Here is a 25,701-nt window from a genome sequence, read left to right as displayed (position 1 = left end):
CTTTGAATCCCCACCGGAGGTGGTCGCCCTGATCGATATCGAACCCGGCATGGTGGTGGCCGGCCGTTATGTCGTATCGACCGTCGACCGCCGGTGGCTTCCCGAGAAACCCGAAGTCGGTGCCGTCTGCACCGGACTCGATGCGATCCTCGATGAACCCGTGCTCATCCTCGTCGCTGATGCCGATGGTTCCAACGATGTTCTCGAGGCCGCCCGTCGCGTATCGATTCTCGGCGACTCGCGCATCGCCCCGACGCTCGACGTCGGACATTCCAACGGGCTGGACTACATCGTCATCAAGCGCATCGCGGTGACGCCGTTCAACCAGATCCTGCCGCGTTCGCCGCTGCCCGTCGATGCCGCGTGCGCACTCATCGGCGAGGTCGGCTCGGCGCTCGTCACCTCGGCCAGGCGGGGACTGTTCCACATGTTCCTGCGGCCGAGCGTTGTCGGTCTGACCTCGAAGGGTGCGGTGATCATCGCAGGCATCGGCATCGATGCGGCGCTGGCGCTGGACACCGGGCTCGTCGAGCAGAAGGACTACACGCCCACGAAGGCGTCACGGCGAGACGCTCTGGCTCTCGTCCAGCTCTTCTATACGGCTCTGACCGGGTTCTGGCCCGGCGAGGAGTCGTTCGACGGCATCCCTCCTGCGGAGAAGGAGAATGCCCGGATCGCCCGGGCCCAGGCTCTCAACCCCGAGGTCCCGGACAAGCTCGATGATTTCGTCAGCGGAATCATCACGGGCTCGGATCCCGGCCCGGGTTCGGTCGCCGAGGTGCTCGGCTACATCGACGACTGGGATCCCGAGCTGTTGCGCTATGTCAATCGAGCTCCGGTGGCGGAGAACGAGAACCTCTTCGATCAGTCGCCGCGCAGCTTCGACGAAGCCACCAGTCTGCCCGCACCTCGTTCGAAGACCATCGGGCCCGGTCCTGAGGGCGCGGCCAGCGCCAGCGAAGATCAGGTGCAGGCTGCCCTCGTGCGGATCGGCATCACCCGTCCGGGAACGCGGGGACTGGCTGCCGGAGTGGTCGGACACACCACCGGCCGGTACGCCGACCGGATGCAGATGCGCGAAGCTTCGAGCTTCCCGATCGCCAAGGAACAGCTCGACAGTGCCGCCCAGGACTGGGAGGAATGGCAGCCGGAGCAGACGTATTCGGAGTATTCGGAGTACGCAGAGCACGAATACGACGAGAACCTCACGACCCCGATCATGAGCCGGGAAGACGATTCGGATCCCGATACTCAGGCACTCGAGATCGTCCCAGAGAACGATGACGAGGGTGATGAGAACGATACCCGCGTGATCATGGACGACGAGGATGAGGACGACGGGTCCTGGTTCCTCGGCGGTATGTTCGAAACCAACGAGCAGCAGCGGGAACATCAGCGACGCGAGTATGAACGCGAACGTCGGATCGCGAAGGCCAAGGAGGACGAGGCGCGCAGGCGTCTCGCCGCTTTCGAGGCGAGTTCGACCGCCCGTCAGCAGGAAGCCAATGCTGCCGCCCCGCCGAAGGAGATGCGTCGGCTGTCCCCGGACTCCGTTGACGATCGCAGTGCTGCCGATGATCAGAACTCCGTAAATGAGCCCAGCACCGAGGCGGCCACGGGCTCCTCGTCCATCCGTCCAGCCGAGCGCAAGGCCGGCAAACCGCGCCAGCAGCACAGCGATTCCACCGACGCAGCACAGGCTGCGTCTGCGAAGAACCGGAACAAGGCCGCCGGGGCAGCTGGTGCTGCCGTGGCCGGAGCCGCGGCGGCGGGAGCTGCAGCGGGCGCCGGCGTCGGGGCGAAAGCCCATGCAGACAAGTCCAGCGGTTCCACGTCCGGTACCTCCGAATCCGGTGCATCCAAGCCCGCGGGCTCGGCCGGCAGCGGCGGCGCGGGCTCTGGCGGCAGCGCTGCCTCCGGCGGTTCCGGCAGCGGATCGGGAGGATCAGGTCCCGAGGAGCGTGACCCCGCGGCCACTCGGAAGCCCTTCCTGTGGCTGGTTCTCGGTCTCGCGGTCGTTGCGGCAATCGTGCTCGGCATCGTCATCATCGCATTCAACTCGGGAGAAGAGGAGCCCACCCCGGTCTCCGAAACCTCTGCGCCGAGCGAGCAGCCGACGAAGAAGGAAGAGAAGAAGACTCCGAAAGCCGATCCGCCGAAGATCGAAAACGTCGAATCTCTCGACCCCGAGGGCGATGGATCGGAACACGACAGTGAAGTCGAGAACGTCATTCCCAAGACCGAAGGGTCCTGGAACACCGACAGGTACAACTCAGCGAGCTTCGGCAATCTCAAATCGGGTGTCGGTCTGCTCTTCGAGTTCGAGGACGAGACCACCATCAGCAAGGTCAAGGTGGCGTCGGGGAACTCCGGAGGCAAGTTCGAGATCCGCGACGGAGACGACCCAGAGGACGCGAAGGTCATCGGCGAAGGCGTCTTCGATGCCGAAGGCGCTGTCACCGTGGAATTCGATGAGGAGGTCGAGACCGACAAGCTCATCCTCTGGATCACCGACCTGCCGCAGACCGACGGCGGCTTCAAGGCCACCATCAGCTCCGTCAAGTTCTCATGAACCAACGGATGGATCTCGCCCCTGTTGCAGGTGCGGAATAGTCCCCGGCACCGTACCGTTATAGATACGAACGTCATTCGGCGCGGCGCTCAACGGCCCGCCGAGCAGAGCAGAGAGAAGCAGGGACCTTTTCACATGACTGATACTCAACTGGTGATCATCGGATCGGGGCCGGCCGGTTACACCGCAGCCGTCTACGCAGCCCGCGCGAACCTCTCACCGGTCGTCATCGCCGGATCGGTGACCGCAGGCGGCGAACTGATGAACACCACCGATGTCGAGAACTTTCCCGGATTCCCCGCCGGTGTGCAGGGTCCGGAACTCATGGAGAGCATGCGTGAGCAGGCCGAGAAGTTCGGAGCCGAAGTCATCTACGACGACGTCGAGACCCTCAAGCTCAACCCGGGTGCTCACGAGATCGAGACAGCTCTGGGTGCGCGCTACACCGCAAAGGCGGTGATCCTTGCAACCGGTTCGGCATATCGCGAGCTCGGCCTCCCCAACGAAAAGAAGCTCTCCGGTCACGGAGTCAGCTGGTGCGCTACCTGTGACGGCTTCTTCTTCCGCGACCAGCAAATCGCTGTCATCGGCGGTGGCGACTCCGCTCTCGAGGAGGCGACCTTCCTCACCCGTTTCGCATCCAAGGTCACTCTCGTTCACCGCCGGCAGGAGCTGCGTGCTTCGCAGGCCATGCAGGATCGTGCGAACGCCGATGAGAAGCTCGAGTTCCTTCTCGACTCCGAAGTCGCCGAAGTCCATGGTGAGGACTCGCTCACCGGTCTGACCATCAGGAACACCGTCACAGGGGAGACCTCTGAGCTTCCCGTGACCGGCATGTTCGTCGCCATCGGATCCGACCCGCGTACCAGCCTGTTCGCCGATCAGCTCGAGATGCGCGCCGACGGATATCTCAGCGTCGACGGCCGCACCTCGAAGACGTCCGTCGAAGGCGTCTTCGCTGCTGGCGACGTCATCGACTCCGTCTACCGTCAGGCGATCACTGCCGCGGGATCGGGATGTTCGGCAGCGCTCGACGCCGAACATTACCTCGGTGATCTCGAGGCGGCCTCCAAGCCGGCTGTGGCCGAAGCAGCTGCAGCCGAAGCTCCTGTCGCTTCCTGACCCCGAAGCGTCCGCTCGCACCTCTGCCTACCGAACAGATCAGCCCGAGCGGATCCGCAGGGGAATGAAAGCCCCAGTCCCACTGTTCTGCTAGAGACATTCGTTGTGAAGGAAGGTTACTCATGTCGACAGAAGTCACTGACGCAACGTTCGAAGAGAACGTACTGAAGTCCGACAAGCCCGTGCTCGTCGATTTCTGGGCTCCTTGGTGCGGCCCCTGCCGTATGGTCAGCCCGATCGTTGACCAGATCGCTGAAGAGCACGGAGACAAGCTCAACGTGGTCAAGGTCAACACCGACGAGAACCTTGAGACCGCGAGCACCTACGGAATCACGTCGATTCCGGCGCTCTACGTGTTCAAGGACGGCGAGGTCGCCAAGACGATCATCGGCGCACGTCCGAAGCCGGCCCTTGAGGATGAGCTCTCCGACTTCATCTGATCGAGTTCTAAGGCGCCTGTTGTAATATCAACAGGCGCCTTAGGCATTTCCGGGCGCCGCTCGACACTGACCCAAGAACCGCATCATCGAAGATTGGCAACGCATTGACGAACACGAACTTACCGCGCTACACGCGTGGCGACATTTCCGAGATGCTGCCGAATATCAAAACACAGATGGCCCGGTTGGGACTCCATGTCGGAGATGCCGAGACCGCGGACTTCGATCGAGCCTTTGAACTCGGAGTCAGGCAGTTCCAGCAGGACCGCGGAATCCTCTGCGACGGTGTACTGGGCCCTGAGACGTTTTCAGAGCTCGAGCAGGCTCGATATCAGCTCGGCGACCGTGTCCTCCGATTTGACCCCGTCAGGATCCTTACGGGCGACGATGTCGTCAACCTCCAGACCAAGCTCGCGGGGCTGGGCTTCTATCCGGGCCGAATCGACGCAGAATACGCCGCCCTCACCGAGACGGCGGTCAAAGAGCTGCAGATGAGCCTCGGCACCAAAGTCGATGGCGTGACCGGTCCGCAGACTCTGCGCGGACTCAACGCGATCGACCGTAATCAGGACACAGGCAACCTCTTCGCTCTTCAGGAGCGCGCACGCGTAGCGGCTTCGGGAACTTCGCTCGTGGGTCGAACCTTCGTCATCGAGGCGGCAACTACAGTTGTAGATTTCCAGAATCTGCCGATGACCGATGAGCAGGCGGCTCTCGAGCGTCAGATCACTTCAGATATAGCAAGTCGACTTGTGGGTCGACTGGAAGCGATCGGAGCCGGGGCGCTCCTTCTGGAAGGGGATGCCGTCGAGGTCAATCGAGCAGACACGCTTGGGGCATCGGCGGTAGTCACCGTGACTGCGGATGTCAGCAAGTCCAAGGATGCCAATGGCATTGCCACCTTCTACTTCGGACACGAACGACAGTCGGATATGAACTCGCCGACGGGGCAGAAGCTCGCGGAGCTCATTCAAGGCGAGGTTGTCGCACGTACGGGAATGCTGGACTGCCGGACACACGCTCGCACCTGGTCGTCGCTCAAGAGACTGCGGACTCCCAAGGTTCATGTCGTCAGCGGTTACCTTACGAATCAAGACGACCTCGAGAACCTGCAGGATCCACACGTCCGCGATGCGATCGCGGATGGAATCGCAGCAGCTCTCCAGCGCCTCTACATCCTCGAGGACAAGGACCCACAGACCGGAACCCTCAGTCTCGACGCAATCAAGGCTCTGAACTAGTCCCCATACGATCAAAACTCGGTCTTCAGTGCCGTGCTCCATACAAGGAGGGCGGCGCTTCGCATTCCTTATATCTGCCCCAACGCGGTCAGACACTCTCCGTACCCCTCAACGAATGACTGTTCTCTGAGAGAATAGCTTCACGAGGTGTCGCGCCGGGGCAATCACCCTCAGCGCCCAGGGACGCCCAGTATGAGTGAGACCGCGGGGCGAGAGGTCAAACACGCTAACGAACCGACTACACATGAGCCCGGTTCCGCTTGCGCGCCTGGCGACTTCGTCAGCAGCTCAACAGATTGTCACTATGGCCCAATGACTGTTTCGGTCAAAGAAGTGTCTTGGACGACTTGGAACGATTACGCGAGGACTTCTCCCGCCGACTGCAGACGGGCCTCCAGACGGCCGTGCAGTCGTTTCACGTGAAACAGCGGAGAAACCTGGGCCGAGGCGGCCTATCCCAATCAGTCATCACTCTTCAAACCGTGTTCTGCTAAATCGCTAGAATCACGAGATCGCATTCTATCGTTTGACCATACTTCAAGTTGCACCAACGACTCGATGAACTAGGTGGAGTCAGATAGAAGAGCCGGGTACGAGCTAAGCCACTGAACCATCGAACCAACACATAGTGAGTATCTCTGTTTCACGTGAAACCTAGAAGTCTAAGACTGCATAGTACACTCCATAAACTGCCCATCAAGGCCGCAATCAAGACTGAGCACGCATACGGTCTACCTAGATAAATAGCAATCGCAACAATCGAACTCTACGCAGAAATGCCAACCAACTCCATTTCTGAAGGCGAATTCGGAGAATCGGCAACACTAGCAATGGTGCTTTCAAACTCAGAGGAACTGCTTCTACGCTATCAAGCCGGACCCACTGAGACGCCTTACAGTCACTCTTTGACCGGAAATAGTGACGTTAGCGGGTAGCTAGAGACAGCACCTACGAATGTTTCACGTGGAACGGATAGAGTTTCAGCTGCCACCGATGAATCTATGAAGCAAGGGACACACTAACACGTGCGTGTAGACCACTTCATCTCAACACCTTCCCAACATATCGTCATCCTCTACCAGCTCCGCAGGGCTACTCGAGAGCCGTACTACTAGCGCGGCGAAAATCGTACACCGCATTCTCACCCAATCATGTTCCACGTGAAACGAGTCCATCCCGAAACAGAGCAGCCATTGAATACAACTACATCGGCGGGGAGTCCATGAGACCTTCCCTTCCCCTGCTCCGACAGCAATCAGATCTCTGCACATTCGACTCGTAGGTCTGCCGGCACTCGCTACTAAACAACCGAACCGAACTCAGCAAGTTCAACGCCTTCAATAGAAGTTGGTCCGGCTCGAACCCGGCAACGACCGAACACTGCATAGGACTTCACCATTCTCTACAGTAGGGGGCGATTTGCGCTCCCGCCTTGATAGTTCGTTTCACGTGAAGATCCTGTTCATCGACACATAACCCACACCGATAGAATGGAACCGCGGTTGAACCAAGCAAAAGAATGATTGTGACCTTGGTAGATGCCTGAATAGTAGGTGGTGGGGAAGGCGGAGATCTACGTGGGTTAGGAAGATATGGGCGTGGGTTAGGACGATTTGGGCCGAAATACTCCATCAGCCAATTCGAGTCTGTCCTCCACATTCCAAGTATTCGTTAGACCAGTTATCGAAGTCTGAGGTCTGCTCCTCGGTGCGCCGACCGGTCACCATCGCCTACGTTTCATGTGAAACAAGCGACACCATTAGATTCAATTCCTGCCTCAACTCTGCAGAGGAGGTGGGAAGGACGGTAGGAGCTCGCCGCCTCTGAGGCGCTACGCGCAGAAAGAATAGTCCTCAGCAGATTCAACGAGGACTAGCACTAGAGCACGGGCTTTATCGACAGAATCCCGTTCGCGGCGTTACCGTCCCTTCGACTGACTCGGACAACTCAGTGAATCCGTTCTGGCTTTCCACTAATCGCACTAACAGAAATTCTCGACCTCACGCCCCATGAACAGGCTGAGATCCTCAACTATCGTAAGTATAGCGAAGGTGATCGAGAGGTATCCTGATCTGCGGACATGCTCGAGCTTCACGTGAAACGAACACTTGGGTGGTGGGTGGGCCCATTACAAGCATAGGCAACAGCACAGCTATGTCAGTGTCACAATCCATTGGAACTCTCGAGGACGTGAGTGAGAGCGGACCCGTTCCACGTGAAACATTTTGATCGACGACAGGTTCAGTGACGTGGCACCTCGTTATTGCAGTTTACAGCCGATCAACTTGCTCCGGTGAACCACTGGTTTCACGTGAAACCCCGCTGCAGAAGAGTCAGCAGAACGGGTTAACCATGGATCCCTTCAGAATGTATCTATTGGGGACTCCTGGTACGCCCCGGTGCGCTATGAATGCTTGACTTAGCGGATGACTCCATAGGTTGAGCCCGCACGGTCACGCTTATCAACGTCTCGAACCTCGGAAGTACGGCACTCTGGCACCTGCACACACTAATCCACTCCACCTGCCAGTCCGCGTCGACCCGTACCCAGGCACTCTATTCAGATCCCCGGAGTGGTCCTGACCCTTCGAACCGGCGCGACGACATACTCGTATCCTAAAGTGACGTACTCCAACAGTGAGCACCCTATAGGCAGTGCGGTATGTATATCGAGACAATGTTCCACGTGAAACGATGCTCTGCAAGGCCAATCAACCAAGCGGCAGGACATACACGGCCTGGGCAGCCCGATTCCCTCGAAACTTCCAGTATCGTGCGGCTGCTGAGACAAGGGGAAGCGGGGATCTAGAACGTCACCAGACAGAAATCGACCCCGGCGATGTTCACCGCGGGGGTCGACAATTCTTGGCGCTCTATGTTCAGAGTGCTTCCTCGTTGGAGATTCCCAAGAGACCAAGGATGCGGTCGAGGTCCTCTTGGTTGGCGAACTCCACGCTCAGTTTGCCCTTACGCTTACCAACGGAGATGTTCACCTTGGTATCCAGACGATCACCCAAACGCTCTGCAACGGCCAAGAACTCCGGAGCAACCTTCGTCGTTGCACGTGAAACATTGATCGAATCACCGCGGTTGAGCAGAACGACAGCTTCCTCCGAAGCCCTGACAGACAGTCCTTCAGCGACGATGCGCTGCGCAAGAACTTCCATATGCTCGGGATCGCGCAGACCAAGAATAGCTCGGGCATGGCCAGCCGAAATCACGCCGGCTGCTACGCGGCGCTGAACCAGAGGAGGCAGTCGGAGAAGACGCAAGGTATTGGAGATCTGGGGACGCGAACGCCCGATGCGCTCGGAAAGTTCCTCCTGAGTGCACCCGAAGTCCTCGAGCAGCTGCCCGTAGGCCGCAGCTTCCTCCAATGGGTTGAGCTCAGCACGGTGCAGGTTCTCCAGAAGCGCATCGCGAAGGAGATCTGTATCTTCGACGTACCGAATGATTGCCGGAATCGTCGACAGACCTGCGTCCTTCGTCGCCCGCAGACGACGCTCACCCATGATGAGCTCGAAGCGCGAACGATCGCTCGGCTTCTGCCTGACGACGACAGGCTGAAGGACACCGATCTCACGAATGCTGTGCACAAGCTCGGCCAAGAGATCTTCGTCGAAGACAGTACGTGGCTGACGAGGATTCGCATCGATGAGGTCGACATCGATCTCACCGAACTCGGTATCCGGAATGGACTCAACGCCGTCCATCTCACCGTCGTCATAGCCGTCGACGACCTCGTCTGCGTCAGCATCGACCGGATCCTCAGCCTTGGCCGATGAACGAGACTCTTCACTGGATTCCGAGGTTGCCGAGAACGCTGCATCCTCTTGCTCCGTGGTTGCCGACTCGCTACCCACGTCAGCAGCATCCGAATCACGTTCAACTACGGACGTAGTATCAACTTCACTGGCGCTACCGGTGTCCTCAGCCTCTGCCGGTTCATCCGCCTGGTCGTCGTTACTGCGACCGGAGGACGTGTACACGCCAGGATGAGTCTCACGAACATCATCCTCGGGCGACGGCGCCGCAGCAGGCTCTGCTGGGGACTCCGCCTCCTGTGTATCAGCGACGTGATCTGGGATTACTTCAGCCGATGCGTTATTCACTGCGGGAGCCGATTCAGAGTCTGCAACCGCGTTCGACACCGGTGTGGTGACATGGTTGTCGCTCTTTGTCGGGTCGGAAACCGAAGCATGGGCAGATGCTGCGTTCCGAGTACTCGTTTTCGCCGCTGCAGGGGCCTTCTCTGTGCTTTCAGGCAAGGCTCCGGTGGATGATGACTCTGTCTTCGTCTTCGGTGTGCTCGCTTTGGCAGCAGAAGATGATGTGGAGGCGCTGCCCCCGTGGGCTTTTGCAGCACTTGACTTGCTCGTCGAGGCATTGGCCGTGGATGCTTTGGCCGTGGATGCTTTGGCCGTGGATGTCTTCGCAGTCGTTGTCTTGGAAGTCGACGGCGTCGACCCCGTGGTCTTGGAAGCGGTCGACCGAGACCCCGCAGGTTTGGATGCAGCCGACTTGGCCGTCGAGGTTGTGCCCGTTGCCGACGTGAAACTCGTCGATTTCGTATCAGCGGCCTTCGATGTGGCTGCCTTCGGCTGGGTCGCCTTGGAGGAGCCTGCCTTGGACGTTCCCGACCGAGCAGTGGTTGACTTCGAAGAGGCGGTCTTCGAAGAAGCTGTCTTCGAGGCAGCCGCCTTGGTTTCTGTGACCTTCTCTGTTGCCGAGGCCGAGGACCTCGTGGTCCCAGCGGCCTTCGGCTTCCGACGACGAGATGACTGCATGGAAGCGGCCGGGTCGTTGCGCGCGGTCCGTGACGTCTTCGCCTCGCCCTCGCGACTTCCGTCGTCCGTGTTCCCACCGGAGAAGAAGACATCGACCGGACGGTCATTGGAGTTCGCATCGGGGATCAATGCTCCGAGCCCGCGTCCCAAGCCCCTCTTCTTGCGTTCAGCCACGACTTACTCCTCGATTCGCAATTTCCTCAGCAGCTTCCCGATAGGACAGGGCACCGCTGGAATGTGGGTCATATGAGATCACGGTCTGGCCATAGCTCGGTGCTTCCGAGATCCTCACCGATCGCGGAATGGCAGTGCCGAGCACCTGCTCCGGGAAATGAGTGCGCACATCCTCAGCGACCTGAGCGCTGAGGTTCGTCCGTCCGTCATACATCGTCAGCAGAATCGTTGTGATCGCCAGTTCGGGATTGAGGTGCTTCTGGATCAGCTGGATGTTCTTCAGCAGCTGGCTGAGACCCTCGAGAGCATAGTATTCGCACTGGATCGGGATGAGGACCTCGCGGGCGGCCACAAAGGCGTTCACTGTCAGCAGGCCGAGACTGGGCGGGCAGTCGATGATGATGTAGTCGACGCGATCTCCCGCTGCTTCCTCCTCCTTGAGGTAGATGCCCAAGGCACGCTGCAGTCGCTGTTCACGCGCGACGAGTGACACGAGTTCGATCTCCGCGCCGGCGAGATCGATGGTGGCCGGCACGCACTTGAGAGTGTCGAAGTCCGGACACTGCGCCACAGCCTCGCGCATCGGAACGTCATCGATGAGGACGTCGTAGATGCTCGTGACCTCGGAATAGTGATCGATCCCCAGGGCGGTGCTCGCGTTTCCCTGCGGATCGATGTCGATGAGCAGGACGTTGAGCCCCTGATTGGCCAGGGCAGCTGCGATATTCACCGCCGTCGTGGTCTTTCCGACGCCACCCTTCTGGTTCGCGATCGTGAAGATACGGGTCGAGTCCGGCCGTGGAAAGGTTGTCTGCGACAGTCGATCCGCACGCCGGTTGTCCCGTGCAATCGCGGCACCAATGGGAGACGACTCATCCATGATCGGCATAGGGCGCACTCCATCATCCATCGGTTTCACAAGGCTCTGATCCAGCCTAGACCAACTCTACTTCGTACTATTTCTTGACGATCTCGACGACACGACTCGGGACCTCGAGGATGCCGCCGCCATCGACGACGTGGATCTGAGGTTGGGACAGTCGATATCGCTTGATCAGTTTCTTCGCCTTGACCAGCTCGCCTTCGACTGAAGCTCCCTTGAGGGCGAGGATCCGGCCCCCGGGGCTGATCACCTCGCGGGTCCATTCGATGAGAGTCGTCATCGCCTTCACCGCCCGTGCGGTCACAACCGTGAACATCTCCTCGTCGACGAGTTCCTCGACACGTGCACGGACGATTCGCACATTCTTCAGGCCCAGATCGTCGACGACCATGTTCAGCCATTCGACGCGGCGCTCCATCGGTTCGATGAGTACGATCTTCGCCTCGGGGCGCATCAGTGCGATCGGAATACCCGGCAGCCCGGCGCCGCTGCCGACATCACCGACGACATCATTCTCATTGATGTGTTCGGCAACCACAGCGCAGTTGAGGATATGCCGGGTCCACAGTCGATCGACCTCGCGCGGACCGATGAGGCCCCACTCGATTCCGGTTGTGGCCAGGTGCTCGGCATACCGCTGCGCGGCAGGAAAAGCCGCACCGAAGTACTCTTCGGTGCCGGCCGGAGGCGTTTCGATCTCCGCTGGCGTCGGTTCGTCCGAGGGCTCGATATCGTTCTCGGGCTGATCAGTCATCGGCGAGCCGGATGACGACATGACGACCGTCGCCTTCGCCCTCGGACTCCGAGACCAGACCTGCGCGGGCCGCCTGGTCATGGATGATCTTGCGCTCGAAGCTGTTCATCGGCTTGAACGCGAACTCATCGCCGCCGTCCTTGACCTCGTCGATCGCGCGCTTGGCCTTCTTGATCAGCTCTTCGCGGCGGCTGTTGCGGAATCCGTCGATATCGAGCATCAGCCACGACCGCTGACCGGTCTGCGTCTGCACCGCCAGACGGCTGAGTTCCTGCAGCGCACCGAGGGTGCGCCCTTCTCGGCCGACCAGGGTGCCCAGGTTCGAGTCATCGTCGTCTTCGCAGACGATGGACAGCTGCGCACGGCCGTCGGCGACATCGATATCGATATCGCCGTCGATGTCGGCCAGATCCATCAGCTCTTCGAGGTAGTCCGCGGCGATCTCGCCCTCTTCTTCGAGGAGTTCGGCACGGCTCGGCTTCGTCGAGGTCTCCTCCGGAGTCTGTTCGGAGGTCTCGTCGATCTTCTCTTCGGTCATGTCTGTCCTCAGCGCTTCTTGTTCTTCTTACGGTTCTTGCTCACAGGCTGCTGCCGCTGGCCGCTCTTCTTCGGGGCCTCCTCGGTGACAGTCGATCCCTTGAGCTCATCCTGCTTCACAGTCTTGCCCTTGCGAGCCTTGCGCTCAAGCATCTCCTTCTCGGCCTTCGAGCCGGGAGCGGGCATATTGCGGATGACCAAGTGCTGCTGGGCCATCGTCCAGGTGTTCGAGACCAGCCAGTAGATGAGGACGCCGAGCGGGAAGTAGATTCCGCCGATGCCGAAGACGAGCGGCATGACGTAGAGCAGCATCTTCTGCGACTGCATCATCGGGTTGGCCATCGCCGACTCCGACATGTTCTTCGCCATCATCTGCTTCTGCGTGATGAACATGGTGGCGGCCATGATGACGATGAGGACACCGGTCAGCAGCTTGACTGCGAATCCCGGGTCGGTGAAGACCGCCGAAAGGCTGATGCCGAAGATCGAGGAGTTCTCGGCCTGAATCGCCAACTGCTGGGTGAAGCCGCCGATGGCGCCCACATCGCCGGAAGCGACCTTCGGCATGTTGTGGATGACTCGGAAGAGCGAGAAGAAGATCGGCATCTGCACGAGCAGAGGCAGGCACGATGCCCACGGGCTCGTCTTGTTGTCGCGGAACAGCGCCATCTGCTCTTCGGCCATGGCCTGACGCGAATACTGATCCTTCTTGCCTTTGTACTTCGCCTGCAGGCGCTGGATCTCCGGCTGCAGCAGCTGCATCTTGCGCTGCGACTTGATCTGGTAGACGAAGAGAGGGATGAGGAGAGCACGGATGACCACGGTCAGTCCGGCGATCGAGAGCACCCAGGTCCAACCGCTGTCGGCTTGGAGACCGATTGCGGTAAAGATCTCGTGGAAGATCGCGAGGATCCAAGCAACTACCCACTGCAGCGGGTAGAGCAGCTTGTCCATCCAGTCCATTCAGTTCTCCTCGTTACACCGATTCTTGCGCGAAGTTCATTTTGCCATTGTTCACAGGTCGGCGCGACACGACGTGTGCCCCGACGCAGTCCGCTAGATCGCGCTCGCGCGCGGACTGACAAGTTCATTCTGTTCAGCTGTGTGCCTGACCGCGGTGGATGGTCTTCGACCTGGCCTCCCGCGCCGATCCCGGCACATGGTCGACGCCCCCGTGTGACCACGGATTGCAACGGAGTATGCGCCACCCAGTTAACACCACTCCCTTGAGAACTCCGTGTATCTCGAACGCCTCGAGACCGTACATGGAGCAGCTGGGATAGTAGCGGCACACTTGGCCGTAGAGAGGTGAGATCACGATCCGATAGGCACGGATGAACCAGACGAACGGCATCCTCGGTCCGACCAGTATGATCCAGCCGAGTGTGGGCCAGAAACCGGCCGGCCGGCGGGGCACCTCGGAGACATGTTTCAGATCATGCTCTGCGTCCACGACGTTCCAGCTTCTTCTCTGCCTTGATCAGCAGTTCGTCGACCTCGGCGGACAGAACGGCGAAGTCGGCCTGTCCCGCATGCGGCAGCGCCCGGATGACGACCAGGTCGCCGGTTCTCAGTTCACCGAGACGCGCACGCATGATCTCGCGCAGGCGGCGCTTGGTTCGGTTGCGCACTACGGCGTTGCCGACGGCCTTGGATACGATGAAACCCACGCGCGCAGCGTGGGTATCATCGGTGTCTCTCAGGCTGTGCGCCATGAGATGCTCTGTGCGCACCCGGACCCCGGCTCTGAAGATTCGTCTGAAGTCTTCGCCGCTGCGGATCCGATGTGCCGCGTCAAGCATGCTCAGGCCGAAATGTCGGAACGTCCCTTGCGACGACGTGCAGCCAGGATCGAGCGGCCGCGCGGGTGCGCATACGCAGACGGAAGCCGTGCTTCTTGGCGCGCTTACGGTTATTGGGCTGGAATGTACGCTTGCTCACTTCAGTCTCCGATTTCTAGGTTGCGGATGAACGCCGGTGCGTTCTCACAAAAAACGGCGGTGCGAGTCTCGACCGCCGAGCACTCCTGTGCATAAGAGCCAAAAGATAATCAGGATAATCGGATGAAGCCCGGTACACAGGACACTCCATCTTAGCGAGGCGCTGTCCGAGCGGTCAAACGGGATCCGCATGTTTCACGTCACGCTCGCCCGAAATTCATCACCGTTCGCGTTTCCGTCACCAACGCCCGTCCACAAGTCACACCCATGTAGTTTTCCACAAGCTTATCCACGAGTGTGGAGATTCACTGGCCTGGGTCGGCACTGATCCACATTCTGTGGAAAACTATGTGGAAGTCATGCACAGGTGTGGATCACGCCAGAACGAATTTTTTTGAAAGCTGAGGAAATGTGACGGTGTCGAATTCCAAGAACGAGCTCATCAGCCGCTGGCGCACGGTGGTCTCAACCCTGGATCAGGACCCGGAACTCACGGCCCACCAGAAGGGATTCCTCTCCCTGGCTGTGCCCAAAGCCCTCGTCGACAATGCTCTCGTCCTTCTCGCCGTGCGCGACGAACACACCCGCCGCACCATCGAGACCCGACTGCTCGACCCCCTGACCAGGGAGTTCTCCAAGGTCCTCGGGTTCGAGGTGTCTTTCGGCTTCGTCGTCGATCCCGAACTCGACGTGCCGATCCGCTTCGAAGATCTCATCGGAGAGCCCACCCCGGGAACTCAGATTCCCATCGATCCGGTCACCTCCACCTCGGCGACGGGATCGCCGGAACCCACCCGCACCGAGGCGGCCGAACCGGTGCGCCCTGCCCCAGCCGATCATTCGACCCCCGGATTCGCCCAGCCGAACCAGGGCCAACCGGGTCAGGGCCAGCCCGCCGCGCAGACTCCGAACACTCAGACGCCCACCCAGCAGCAGCCTCATGTACCGGCCGATTCGGGGATGACCGACCGTGAGATGAAGATCGCCGAGGCGACCGCCGCCCCGATGGGCCCGCCCGTCGATGCTCCCGGCGTCGCCCAGCTCAACCCGAAGTACACCTTCGACACCTTCGTCATCGGCGCATCCAACCGTTTCGCCCACGCCGCGGCGTTCGCCGTCGCCGAGGCACCGGCCAAGGCCTACAACCCTCTGTTCATCTACGGGGACTCGGGATTGGGCAAAACCCACCTGCTCCATGCGATCGGCTACTACGCCACTCAGCTGTTCCCCGAGATCCGCGTGAAGTACGTCTCCAGCGAAGAGTTCGTCAACGACTTCATCAACACGATCGGTTCGTCGAAGACCTCGAACGCCCTGCGTCCGGCCTTCCAGCGCCGCTACCGTGAGGTCGACATCCTCATGATCGACGACATCCAGTTCCTGCAGGGCAAGGATGCGACCGTCGAGGAGTTCTTCCATACCTTCAATGCGCTGCACAACGAGGCCAAGCAGGTCGTCATCACCTCCGATCAGCCGCCGAAGATGCTCAAGGGCTTCGAAGAGCGGCTGCGCTCCCGCTTCGAATGGGGTCTGCTCACGGACGTGCAGCCGCCGGATATGGAGACCCGGTTCGCGATTCTGCGCCGCAAGGCAGCAGCCGAACAGCTCGACGTCCCCGATGATGTCCTCGAATACATCGCCTCCCGGGTGTCCTCGAACATCCGCGAGCTCGAAGGCGCCCTCATCCGGGTGACGGCTTTCGCCAACCTCAACGATCAGCAGATCGACGTCTCCTTGGCCGAGACCGTCCTCAAGGACTTCATCACCCCCGATGACACCCCTGCAGTCACGGCCGCGGACATCATGGGTCAGACCGCTGCCTACTTCAGCCTCACCCTCGATGACCTGTGCGGAACCTCCCGGTCCCGGACGCTGACCACGGCAAGACAGATCGCCATGTATCTGTGCCGTGAGCTCACCGACCTCTCCCTGCCCAAGATCGGGCAGGCGTTCGGTGGACGCGATCACACGACCGTTATGCATGCGAACAAGAAGATTCGAACTCAGATGGCCGAAAGACGGGCCGTCTACACGCAGGTCACCGAACTCACAAACCGCATTAAACAACAGCACCGCCTATAGAAGACGTCATACACATCTGTGGATAACCCTGGGGACAATTGCTCACAGCTGGGGACAGAACGGTGGACAGAAGTGCTCCACGGGTGGAAAGATGTGAACTACATGCTTGTGTTTACCCAAGCGCCCACCGACGCCCTCGTCGCGGTGCACATGGCATCCACAAGCCCATAATCGGTCAGAACCCTTGATTACTCTGGGGTAGGAGGCACTTATCCACAATCTCCACAAGTGCTGATACTTCTACCAAGTGAATTCAACTCCTAAGAGGGCGACCGCCACCGACTGCTGCGGTGGGTGAGCATCGAGCTCACAACCTCGAGCTCGTCTCGGCAGCTGAGCTCCGCAATATTCGAACACAGGATCTCGGACGATTCTCGAATGCGAGATTCACTCTCTTCAGACCCTCTTTCGGTCGGCACTCCTGAGGTGGGCACAAATCGGATAGGCTGTGTAAAGTTTTCCGAGCAGTATCGAGCCTGTGACTCGCAACCCGGAATCTTGTGCCAGATGCCCAGTGCAGGTCGGGTGGCCACCCCGAAGGAGTAAAGTGAACGCGGAAGCATCCCCCTTGAAGTTCAAAGTCAATCGCGACGTTCTCGCTGACGCTGTTGCCTGGGCAACCAAGACTCTGCCCAACCGTCCTTCCGCTCCGGTCCTCACCGGCATCCTCATCACCGCCGAAGCCGGCGGCACAGTGCGCCTGGCCGTCTTCGACTACGAAGTCTCCTCCCGTGTCGAGATCGTCGCCGATGTCGCCTCCGCAGGAACGGTCCTCGTCTCCGGCCGTCTGCTCGCCGACATCTCCAAGGCGCTGCCGAACCAAGAGGTCACGCTCGAGCAGATCGATGCGAAGGTCGACGTCACCTGCGGATCCTCCCGCTTCTCGCTGATGACGATGCCCGTGGCCGAATACCCGGCACTGCCGCAGATTCCCGACGACTCCGGCACCGTTTCGGCCGGAGAATTCCAGAACGCCGTCTCACAAGTCACGATCGCGACCTCGAAGGACGACACCCTGCCGATCCTCACCAGCGTTCGCGTCGAGATCGAGGGCGAGAAGGTCACCATGCTCGCCACCGACCGCTACCGTCTGGCCGTGCGCGAATTCACCTGGAACCCGGGACGTCCCGACGTCTCGGCCGTGGCCCTGCTGCGCGGACGCACACTCTCCGATGTCTCGAAGTCCCTCGGCGGAGATGTCACCATCGGTCTGAGCACCGACGCCGGCAAGGACCTCATCTCCTTCACCTCGGCGGGCCGAGTCACCACCTCACTGCTCATCGAAGGCGAATACCCGAAGGTCAGGTCGCTGTTCCCGGATTCGGTTCCGATCCACGCCATCGTCGAGACCGCTGTGCTGCGTGAAGCCGTGCGACGTGTCTCGCTCGTGGCCGAACGCAACACCCCGCTGCGCTTCGAGGTCACCGACGGAATGCTCACCCTCCACGCCGGCACCGGTGACGACGCTCAGGCTTCCGAAGCCGTCGAAGCCACACTTCAGGGCGACGAGATCACCGTCGGCTTCAACCCGCACTACATCGCCGAAGGTCTCGCCGCTGTCGAGAGTCCGTATGTGAACTTCTCCTTCACTCAGCCGATGAAGCCGGTCATCATCTCCGGGCAGAAGGAACTCGACGGTCCTGCCGACGAGTCCTATCGCTATCTGCTCATGCCCACGCGCATCTGAATGTGGATATCCCGACTCTCCCTGCGTGACTATCGGTCGTATCCGGAGCTCGACCTCGAGTTCTCACCCGGAGTCACGACATTCGTGGCTGACAACGGGACCGGGAAGACCAATATCGTCGAGGCGATCGGGTACCTCGCTCATCAGCGCTCCCACCGGGTCGCGTTCGACGCTCCGCTCGTCCACGAGGGCAGACCGGCGGCGACAGTGTCGGCACTGGTCAACCGGGATCAGCGCCACGCCACCGTCGAGGTGACCATCCAGGCCAAAGGAGCCAACCGAGCCCGGGTCAACCGCACTGCGGTGAAGCTCAAAGACATCCTCGGCCTCGTCTCCTGCGTCGTCTTCGCCCCCGAGGATCTCAGCCTGGTGCGGGGCGAACCGGCCGAACGCCGCTCCTGGATCGACACCCTCGTCGTGGCGCGCAACCCGCGCTTCGCCTCGATCATCACGGATTTCGAACGGGCACTCAAACAGCGCAATGCTCTGCTCAAACGGCTCCGCGAGGACCGCGATCCCGGCCTCGAGGCGACCCTCGACATCTGGAACATGGCCTACGCGGACTCCGCGGCCGAGCTCGTCTTCGGCCGGCAGCGGATCCTCGCCGACATCGTCGAGCCGCTGCAGACGAACTTCGCCTATATCGCCGCCGACGCCCGACTGGAGCGGCAAGGTGCCCATATCGCCTACGATTCGCGCATCGACTACTCGCTGGTCGAATCCGCGGACGAATGCAAGGAGCTGCTGCTCGCAGCCCTCGACCGTCGCCGGACGACGGAGATCGAGCGCGGACTGACCCTGCATGGACCCGGCCGCGATGATCTGTCGCTGATGATCGGAACGCATCCGGCCAAGGGGTACGCCTCTCACGGGGAGACGTGGTCGCTGGCGCTGGCGATGCAACTGGCGGGCTGGGATCTGCTCTCCGCCGATGCCGGAAGTGCCGCCGAACAGCCGATCCTCGTCCTCGACGACGTCTTCTCCGAACTCGACACCGGTCGACGGCAGCGTCTGGCCTCCAGAGTGACCTCGGCCGAACAGGTCTTCATCACCGCGGCCGCCGACTCCGATCTGCCCGATGGCCTCGAAGGAGTTCGGATCGACCAGTCCCGCCTCCTGCAGAGCAGCGCATCATGAGCGGCATCGAACGGGACTACTCCACTCCCGTCGCCGCCCTCGAAGCCCTCGACCGAGTACGGCGGATGGAGGTCACCGAAGCGAAGTTCGTCCGCAGCCGTCGACGTTCACGTCTCCGCGGCGAAGTCGTCTACTCCGGATCGGGCCGAGACGGCCGTGACCCGAAATCGGTGTCCTCCGTGCTCGGCTCTCTCATCTCCGACCGCGGCTGGTCGTCCTCGCTCGACATCGGCAAGGTGCTCGGCAGGTGGCCCGACCTCGTCGGTCCCCAGGTGGCCCAGCACGCGACTCCCGTCGACTTCTCTCCTCCGCTGCTGGTCATCGCCGCGGACTCGACGACCTGGGCGACCCAGCTGCGGGTGCTCAAACCGACGATCCTGCGCAAGCTCGAGGAAGGCCTGGGCTCGGCGACGATCACCGAGATCGAGATCAAGGGGCCCCGGGGGCGCAGCTTCAAACGGGGCCGACGATCGGTGGCCGGCCGCGGACCTCGGGACACATTCGGCTGAGATGGAGCGGCCGCCTCGGCGAATTCCGGGAAGAGTCCCTGCATTTCTGCGAAGAACACAGAAGGCCTTAAACGGCCATAGCCGCTCCCTCACCTGTCCGGGGGTACATCTGCGGCACGAAAATTCGGGAAATACGCCTTCACAGGCCGCTTACGGGCATTTCAGCGTGCGGCGCGGTAGAATGGGGAGCTGATAGCGACCATCCGAACAAGGAGTCATATGACGACCGAGGATCAGCCTCATTATGATGCCGGCGACATCACTGTGCTCGAGGGTCTCGAGGCAGTCCGGAAACGACCCGGCATGTACATCGGTTCGACCTCGGAACGCGGTCTCCACCACCTCGTTCAGGAGATCGTCGACAACTCCGTCGATGAGGCGATGGCCGGCTATTGCGATCATATCGAGGTCACCATTCTCGCCGACGGCGGCGTCCGCGTATCCGACGACGGTCGTGGAATGCCGGTGGCCATGCACCCGACGGAGGGCAAGCCGACCGTCGAGGTGATCCTCACGATCCTCCACGCCGGCGGAAAGTTCGGCGGCGGCGGTTACGCCGTGGCCGGTGGTCTCCATGGTGTGGGTTCGACCGTCGTCAACGCGCTGTCCGAACGACTCGAAGTCGAGGTCAAGCGCGACGGCTATGTCTGGACGATGGACTTCGTCCGCGGTGTGCCCACCGGCGAACTGCAGCGCGGTGAGGCGACCGATGCGACCGGCACGACCGTGACCTTCTGGCCGGACGGCTCGATCTTCGAGACCACGGACTTCTCCTACGAATACCTCCGTGCGCGCTTCCAGCAGATGGCCTTCCTCAACAAGGGCCTGAAGATCAGCCTCACCGATGAGCGCCACAACGAGGTCGATGACGAGGATGTCCAGATCGACGAGGACGAGGCGAACGAGTGGAAGCCGCGCACCGTCACCTACGAATACGCGAACGGCCTGCTCGACTATGTCGAGTACCTCAACTCGACGAAGAAGGCCGATCTCGTCCACCCCGATGTCATCGTCTTCGAAGCCGAAGAGGGCGAACAGACTCTGGCGCTCGAGATCGCGATGCAGTGGACGACGTCGTACAACGAGTCCGTTCACACCTACGCCAACGTCATCAACACTCATGAGGGCGGCACTCACGAAGAGGGCTTCCGCACGGCACTGACCTCGCTGGTCAACGCGTATGCGAAGGATCAGAAGCTGCTGCGCGACAAGGATCCCAACCTCACCGGCGACGATATCCGCGAGGGTCTCACGGCCGTCATCTCCGTCAAGCTCGGCGACCCCCAGTTCGAAGGTCAGACGAAGACGAAGCTCGGCAACTCCGAGGTCAAGGGCTTCGTCCAGCGCGTGGTCCGCGACGAACTCGGACACTGGTTCGAGTCGAACCCGGCCCAGGCCAAGGACGTGGTGCGCAAGGCGCTGCAGGCCTCCCAGGCCCGTCTGGCTGCCCGCAAGGCCCGTGAGGCCACTCGCCGTAAGGGGCTGCTCGAGTCCTCGGGCATGCCCGGCAAGCTCAAGGACTGCCAGTCGAAGGACCCTTTCGTATCCGAAGTCTTCATCGTCGAGGGTGACTCGGCCGGCGGCTCGGCGACTCAGGGCCGCAACCCGAACACCCAGGCGATCCTGCCGCTGCGCGGAAAGATCCTCAACGTCGAAAAGGCTCGCCTCGACCGAGCGCTGGGCAACAACGAAGTCCAGGCGATGATCACGGCCTTCGGCACCGGCATCGGTGAGGAGTTCGACCTCGAGAAGCTGCGTTACCACAAGATCGTCCTCATGGCCGACGCCGATGTCGACGGTCAGCACATCACGACCCTGCTGCTGACGCTGATCTTCCGGTACATGAAGCCGCTCATCGAGCACGGCTACGTCTACCTCGCCACCCCGCCGCTCTACCGCATCAAGTGGTCGAATGCTGCGCACCAGTTCGCGTACACGGACAAGGAGCGCGACGGACTCCTCGAGGCCGGGCGGGCCGCAGGCAAGCGACTGCCCAAGGACCTCGCGATCCAGCGCTACAAGGGTCTGGGCGAGATGAACTACGAGGAGCTGTGGGAGACGACTATGGATCCCGACCACCGGTTGCTGAAGCAGGTGTCGCTGGACGACGCGATCGTCGCCGATGAGATCTTCACCGTCCTCATGGGCGATGACGTGGATTCGCGTCGCCGCTTCATCCAGGAGAACGCGAAGGACGTCCGCTTCCTCGACATCTGAGCGTCCGTCCTCACCGGGGCAGCCGCCTCGGTGAGGGTGGGAGTTCGGATGCCCCGCCCCCATTCTTTGCACGCACCAATTGCCGCCGCACACGGCTGAGATCCAGCCGGACACGGTTCGAACACAAGGGAAGAGCCCACATTGGCCGACGAGAACGATATCGGAACAGAAATCAACCGGATCGAACAGGTTGATCTCAACCTCGAGATGCAGAGGTCGTACCTCGATTACGCGATGAGCGTGATCGTCAGACGTGCCCTGCCTGACGTCCGCGACGGACTCAAGCCCGTCCACCGCCGCGTGCTCTACGCGATGTTCGACGGCGGCTACCGCCCTGACCGCAACTTCTCCAAGTGCTCCCGCGTCGTCGGCGACGTCATGGGCCAGTACCACCCGCACGGCGACACGGCGATCTACGATGCCATGGTCCGCCTCGTGCAGCCGTGGACGATGCGCTATCCGCTCGTGGCAGGACAGGGCAACTTCGGATCCCCGGGCGACGACGGAGCGGCCGCCCCGCGTTATACCGAGTGCAAGATGGCGCCCCTGGCCATGGAGATGGTCCGGGATATCGAAGAAGGCACGTCGACTTCCAGGACAACTATGACGGCCGCAACCAGGAACCCATGGTTCTGCCCTCGAGGTTCCCGAACCTGCTGGTCAACGGCTCGGCCGGCATCGCCGTGGGTATGGCTACGAACATTCCTCCGCATAACCTGCGTGAGGTCGCCCAGGGCGCCCAGTGGCTCCTGTCCCATCCGGAGGCGAGCAAGGAGGAGGCTCTCGAAGCCCTCCTCGGCATCATCAAGGGGCCCGACTTCCCGATGGCCGCGACGATCCTCGGCCGCAAGGGCATCGAGGACACCTATCGCACCGGTCGTGGCTCGATCACCCAGCGCGCCGTCGTCGAGGTCGAAGAGATCCAGGGCCGCACCTGCCTCGTCGTCACCGAGCTGCCCTACATGGTCAACCCGGACACCCTGGCCGCGAAGATCGCCTCCTATGTCAAGGACGGCAAGGTCGCCGGCATCGCTGATCTGCGCGACGAGTCCTCGGGTCGCACGGGTCAGCGCCTGGTCATCGTGCTCAAGCGCGATGCCGTGGCCAAGGTCGTGCTCAACAACCTGTACAAGCACACCTCGCTGCAGGAGAACTTCTCCGCGAACATGCTGGCCCTCGTCGACAGCGTGCCGCGCACACTGAGCATCGACTCGTTCCTGCGGCTGTGGGTCAAGCACCAGATCGAAGTCATCGTCCGTCGTACGCAGTTCCGGCTGCGCAAGGCCGAAGAGCGTGCTCATATCCTGCGCGGCTACCTCAAGGCCCTCGACGCCCTCGACGAAGTCATCGCACTGATCCGCCGCTCCCCGTCCTCGGACGAGGCGCGGACCGGTCTGATGGAGCTGCTCGAGGTCGACGAACTCCAGGCCAATGCGATCCTCGACCTGCAGCTGCGCCGTCTGGCCGCACTGGAGCGTCTGAAGATCCAGGAAGAGGCCGAGAAGATCGAGCAGCTCATCGCCGAGTACAACCACATCCTGGAAACACCCTCTCGCCAGCGCGAAATCGTGTCCGAGGAACTCGACGAGATCGTCGAACGCTACGGTGACGATCGCCGCACGAAGATCCTCGCCGGCTTCGATGGTGATGTGTCCATGGAGGACCTCATCCCCGAGGAGGAGGTCGTCGTCACGATCACCCGCGGCGGCTACGCGAAGCGGACCCAGACTCACCTCTACCGTGCTCAGCACCGCGGCGGCAAGGGCATCAAGGGTGCGGCGCTGCGCGGCGATGACGTCGTCGAACAGTTCTTCGTCACCTCCACCCACAACTGGCTGCTGTTCTTCACGAACACCGGTCGCGTGTACCGCGCCAAGGCCTACGAGCTGCCCGAGGGTTCACGGGATGCCAAGGGCCAGCATGTGGCGAACCTGCTCGCCCTCCAGCCGGGCGAGACGATCGCACAGGTGCTGTCGATCCGGGATTACGAGGAAGCCGACTTCCTCATCCTCGCCACCCGTTCCGGTGTGGTGAAGAAGACCCGCCTGAGCGAGTACGACTCGAACCGGACCGGCGGTGTCATCGCCATCAACCTGCGCGAATACAAGGGACAGCCCGATGAGCTGGTCTCGGCCCGTATCGTCGGTGCCGAGGATCACCTGCTGCTGATCTCGCGCAAGGGGATGTCAATCCGCTTCGCCGCCGATGATGAGTCGATCCGTCCCCTGGGCCGGGTCACCGGAGGCGTCACCGGCATGAAGTTCAAGGACGACGACGAGCTACTGACGATGGACGTCGTCCGGCCCGACACCTATGTCTTCGTCGTCACCGAAGCCGGATTCGCCAAGCGCACCCCCGTCGACGAGTACCGTCTGCAGGGCCGTGGAGGTCTGGGAATCCGGGTTGCGAAGATCACCGAACAGCGCGGAGACTTGGTAGGCGGGCTCATCGTCGAAGACGGTGAGGAGGTCCTCGTGGTCATGGAGCGCGGTAAGATCGTTCGGTCGAGCATCGATGAAGTTCCGGCGAAGGGACGCAACACCATGGGTGTGGTGTTCGCGAAACCGGACAAGAAAGATCGTATTATCGCAGTGACCGGTGGGCCCGAAGCCGAGGTCGAAGACGAGATCGAAAGCGAAGACGATGCCGAAGCCACGGAAGGTGAGGTCGCAGAGCCTCAGACCGGCAACGAGGATGTGGAAGAGTGAGCGATAGCAAACAGCCAGGCTCAGGCAAGATCATACGCACGTCGAGCGGCTCGACCCGTCTGACGGCCGGCTCGTCGAAGTCGGACGAGAAGTCGGCTGCAGCGTCCGGATCGGGTTCGAAGTCCGGGTCCGGCGCGAATCAGGGATCCGGATCCGGTCGCGGCTCCTCTGGTCAGAACAGCCAGAACGCCACCGTCGTCGCACCTCCCGCACCGAAGGCTTCGCCGAAGCCCAACCGCGCGCCCTCGGCCGGATCGACGCCATCGGCCCACACCGGATCTCAAGGATCGGGTGCTCAGACCGGTTCCCAGGGGGTCGGAGCACCGGCCTCCGGATCGCAGGGATCGGGCTCCCAGGGATCGAACGGCGGCAACCGCGGCGCCACCTCGGTGATGGGAGATGCCGCGAACACCGTCCGCGCGAGCTCCGGCAGCGTGAAGATGGGTGTGAAGAACATGGTCGAGGGCGGAAAGGGCAAGAAGAAAAAGGGCCCCCGCACCGTCCGCCTCACCGTCTCCGCGGTCGACCCGTGGTCGGTCATGAAGATGTCGTTCCTCATGTCCGTGGCGATCGGCATCGCCACCATCGTCGCGTTCATCGTGCTGTGGGTCGTGCTGCAGGCGACCGGTGTGATGAGCGGCCTCGAGTCGACCATGAGTGAGCTTGCCGGCGCGGAGTCGGCCGAGCGGATCATCGGCATCTTCGGCTTCGGCCGAGTCGTCGCTGCCGGCTTCATCATCGCGGTCATCAACATCGTGCTGATGACGGCGCTGTCGACCCTGGCGGCTTTCATCTACAACATCGGCTCCCTCATCGCCGGCGGATTCAGCCTCACCCTCACCGACGACTGACCCCTCTCCTAATTGCTACCTGACGGCGGCCCAGCAACCTCGCGCGAGGTTGCTGGGCCG

Annotated in this window: 18 protein-coding genes and 2 pseudogenes; 12 read left to right on the top strand and 8 right to left on the bottom strand. The window is 61.3% G+C overall.

Annotated elements, in window-relative coordinates:
• Positions 1–19 precede the first annotated feature (19 nt).
• From AC2W7L_RS00100 to AC2W7L_RS00085, 4 genes are all read left to right on the top strand, one after another.
• Positions 20–2,572, top strand: a complete 2,553-nt coding sequence (locus AC2W7L_RS00100) for a protein kinase family protein (RefSeq protein ID WP_486002725.1) — start codon at positions 20–22, stop codon at positions 2,570–2,572.
• A gap of 135 nt (positions 2,573–2,707) precedes the next feature.
• Positions 2,708–3,694 (top strand): thioredoxin-disulfide reductase, encoded by a 987-nt coding sequence (gene trxB, locus AC2W7L_RS00095; RefSeq protein ID WP_486002724.1) that lies wholly within the window; start codon positions 2,708–2,710, stop codon positions 3,692–3,694.
• A 122-nt stretch (positions 3,695–3,816) separates the two neighbouring features.
• Positions 3,817–4,134: a thioredoxin gene (trxA, locus tag AC2W7L_RS00090; RefSeq protein WP_039211718.1), complete on the top strand. Its 318-nt coding sequence runs from the start codon at positions 3,817–3,819 to the stop codon at positions 4,132–4,134.
• A gap of 152 nt (positions 4,135–4,286) precedes the next feature.
• A complete protein-coding gene (locus AC2W7L_RS00085; RefSeq protein WP_370035071.1) occupies positions 4,287–5,375 on the top strand; it encodes an N-acetylmuramoyl-L-alanine amidase in 1,089 nt (362 codons plus the stop codon).
• A 2,879-nt stretch (positions 5,376–8,254) separates the two neighbouring features.
• Here the strand turns inward: AC2W7L_RS00085 and AC2W7L_RS00080 are convergent.
• Positions 8,255–9,487, bottom strand: a complete 1,233-nt coding sequence (locus AC2W7L_RS00080) for a ParB/RepB/Spo0J family partition protein (protein ID WP_486002723.1) — start codon at positions 9,485–9,487, stop codon at positions 8,255–8,257.
• Between the two features lie 163 nt (positions 9,488–9,650).
• Between AC2W7L_RS00080 and AC2W7L_RS00075 the strand changes: the two genes are divergently transcribed.
• Positions 9,651–10,412, top strand: a complete 762-nt coding sequence (locus AC2W7L_RS00075; protein ID WP_486002722.1) for a hypothetical protein — start codon at positions 9,651–9,653, stop codon at positions 10,410–10,412.
• Here AC2W7L_RS00075 and AC2W7L_RS00070 read toward each other — a convergent pair.
• The 7 genes and pseudogenes from AC2W7L_RS00070 to rpmH all read right to left on the bottom strand — a co-directional run bounded on the left by AC2W7L_RS00070 (position 10,329) and on the right by rpmH (position 14,451).
• A complete protein-coding gene (locus tag AC2W7L_RS00070) occupies positions 10,329–11,225 on the bottom strand; it encodes a ParA family protein (protein ID WP_139467600.1) in 897 nt (298 codons plus the stop codon). The two genes, AC2W7L_RS00075 and AC2W7L_RS00070, sit on opposite strands and share 84 nt — an antisense overlap.
• Before the next feature lie 67 nt (positions 11,226–11,292).
• Complete coding sequence (gene rsmG, locus AC2W7L_RS00065) at positions 11,293–11,973, bottom strand: 16S rRNA (guanine(527)-N(7))-methyltransferase RsmG (RefSeq protein WP_486002721.1); 681 nt, start codon at positions 11,971–11,973, stop codon at positions 11,293–11,295.
• Positions 11,966–12,511, bottom strand: coding sequence for a Jag family protein (locus tag AC2W7L_RS00060; protein ID WP_039211711.1), 546 nt, complete (start codon positions 12,509–12,511; stop codon positions 11,966–11,968). Before AC2W7L_RS00060 ends, rsmG begins: the two co-directional genes overlap by 8 nt.
• A gap of 8 nt (positions 12,512–12,519) precedes the next feature.
• Complete coding sequence (gene yidC, locus AC2W7L_RS00055) at positions 12,520–13,473, bottom strand: membrane protein insertase YidC (RefSeq protein WP_167200523.1); 954 nt, start codon at positions 13,471–13,473, stop codon at positions 12,520–12,522.
• 133 nt (positions 13,474–13,606) lie between these two features.
• Positions 13,607–13,864 (bottom strand): membrane protein insertion efficiency factor YidD, encoded by a 258-nt coding sequence (gene yidD, locus AC2W7L_RS00050; protein ID WP_167201233.1) that lies wholly within the window; start codon positions 13,862–13,864, stop codon positions 13,607–13,609.
• 82 nt (positions 13,865–13,946) lie between these two features.
• Complete coding sequence (rnpA, locus tag AC2W7L_RS00045) at positions 13,947–14,312, bottom strand: ribonuclease P protein component (protein ID WP_167200526.1); 366 nt, start codon at positions 14,310–14,312, stop codon at positions 13,947–13,949.
• Between the two features lie 2 nt (positions 14,313–14,314).
• Positions 14,315–14,451, bottom strand: a pseudogene (rpmH, locus tag AC2W7L_RS00040) (50S ribosomal protein L34).
• A 416-nt stretch (positions 14,452–14,867) separates the two neighbouring features.
• Here rpmH and dnaA point away from each other — a divergent pair.
• The 7 genes and pseudogenes from dnaA (at position 14,868) to AC2W7L_RS00005 (ending at position 25,641) form a co-directional block, all read left to right on the top strand.
• Positions 14,868–16,532 carry a chromosomal replication initiator protein DnaA gene (gene dnaA / locus AC2W7L_RS00035; RefSeq protein WP_486002720.1) on the top strand — a complete coding sequence of 555 codons (1,665 nt, stop codon included), beginning with the start codon at positions 14,868–14,870 and terminating at the stop codon, positions 16,530–16,532.
• Positions 16,533–17,079: 547 nt separating this feature from the next.
• Positions 17,080–18,219 carry a DNA polymerase III subunit beta gene (dnaN, locus tag AC2W7L_RS00030; protein WP_172173149.1) on the top strand — a complete coding sequence of 380 codons (1,140 nt, stop codon included), beginning with the start codon at positions 17,080–17,082 and terminating at the stop codon, positions 18,217–18,219.
• Positions 18,220–19,356 (top strand): DNA replication/repair protein RecF, encoded by a 1,137-nt coding sequence (gene recF, locus AC2W7L_RS00025; RefSeq protein ID WP_486002719.1) that lies wholly within the window; start codon positions 18,220–18,222, stop codon positions 19,354–19,356. It abuts the gene before it with no gap.
• Positions 19,353–19,865 (top strand): DciA family protein, encoded by a 513-nt coding sequence (locus tag AC2W7L_RS00020; protein ID WP_486002718.1) that lies wholly within the window; start codon positions 19,353–19,355, stop codon positions 19,863–19,865. The genes recF and AC2W7L_RS00020 overlap by 4 nt, the downstream gene beginning before the upstream one ends.
• Positions 19,866–20,084: 219 nt before the next feature.
• Positions 20,085–22,082: a DNA topoisomerase (ATP-hydrolyzing) subunit B gene (gene gyrB / locus AC2W7L_RS00015; RefSeq protein ID WP_486002717.1), complete on the top strand. Its 1,998-nt coding sequence runs from the start codon at positions 20,085–20,087 to the stop codon at positions 22,080–22,082.
• Positions 22,083–22,223: 141 nt separating this feature from the next.
• Positions 22,224–24,790 (top strand): annotated as a pseudogene (gene gyrA / locus AC2W7L_RS00010) (DNA gyrase subunit A).
• Entirely contained in the window at positions 24,787–25,641 is an 855-nt protein-coding gene (locus AC2W7L_RS00005) for a DUF3566 domain-containing protein (RefSeq protein WP_486002716.1), read from the top strand. Before gyrA ends, AC2W7L_RS00005 begins: the two are co-directional and overlap by 4 nt.
• Positions 25,642–25,701 lie beyond the last annotated feature (60 nt).

It is taken from the genome of Brevibacterium sp. LAARM3_SD1 (genome assembly GCF_057364765.1).
Note: the sequence above shows the minus strand (reverse complement) of the source record. Positions and strands in the feature narration are given on the sequence as shown.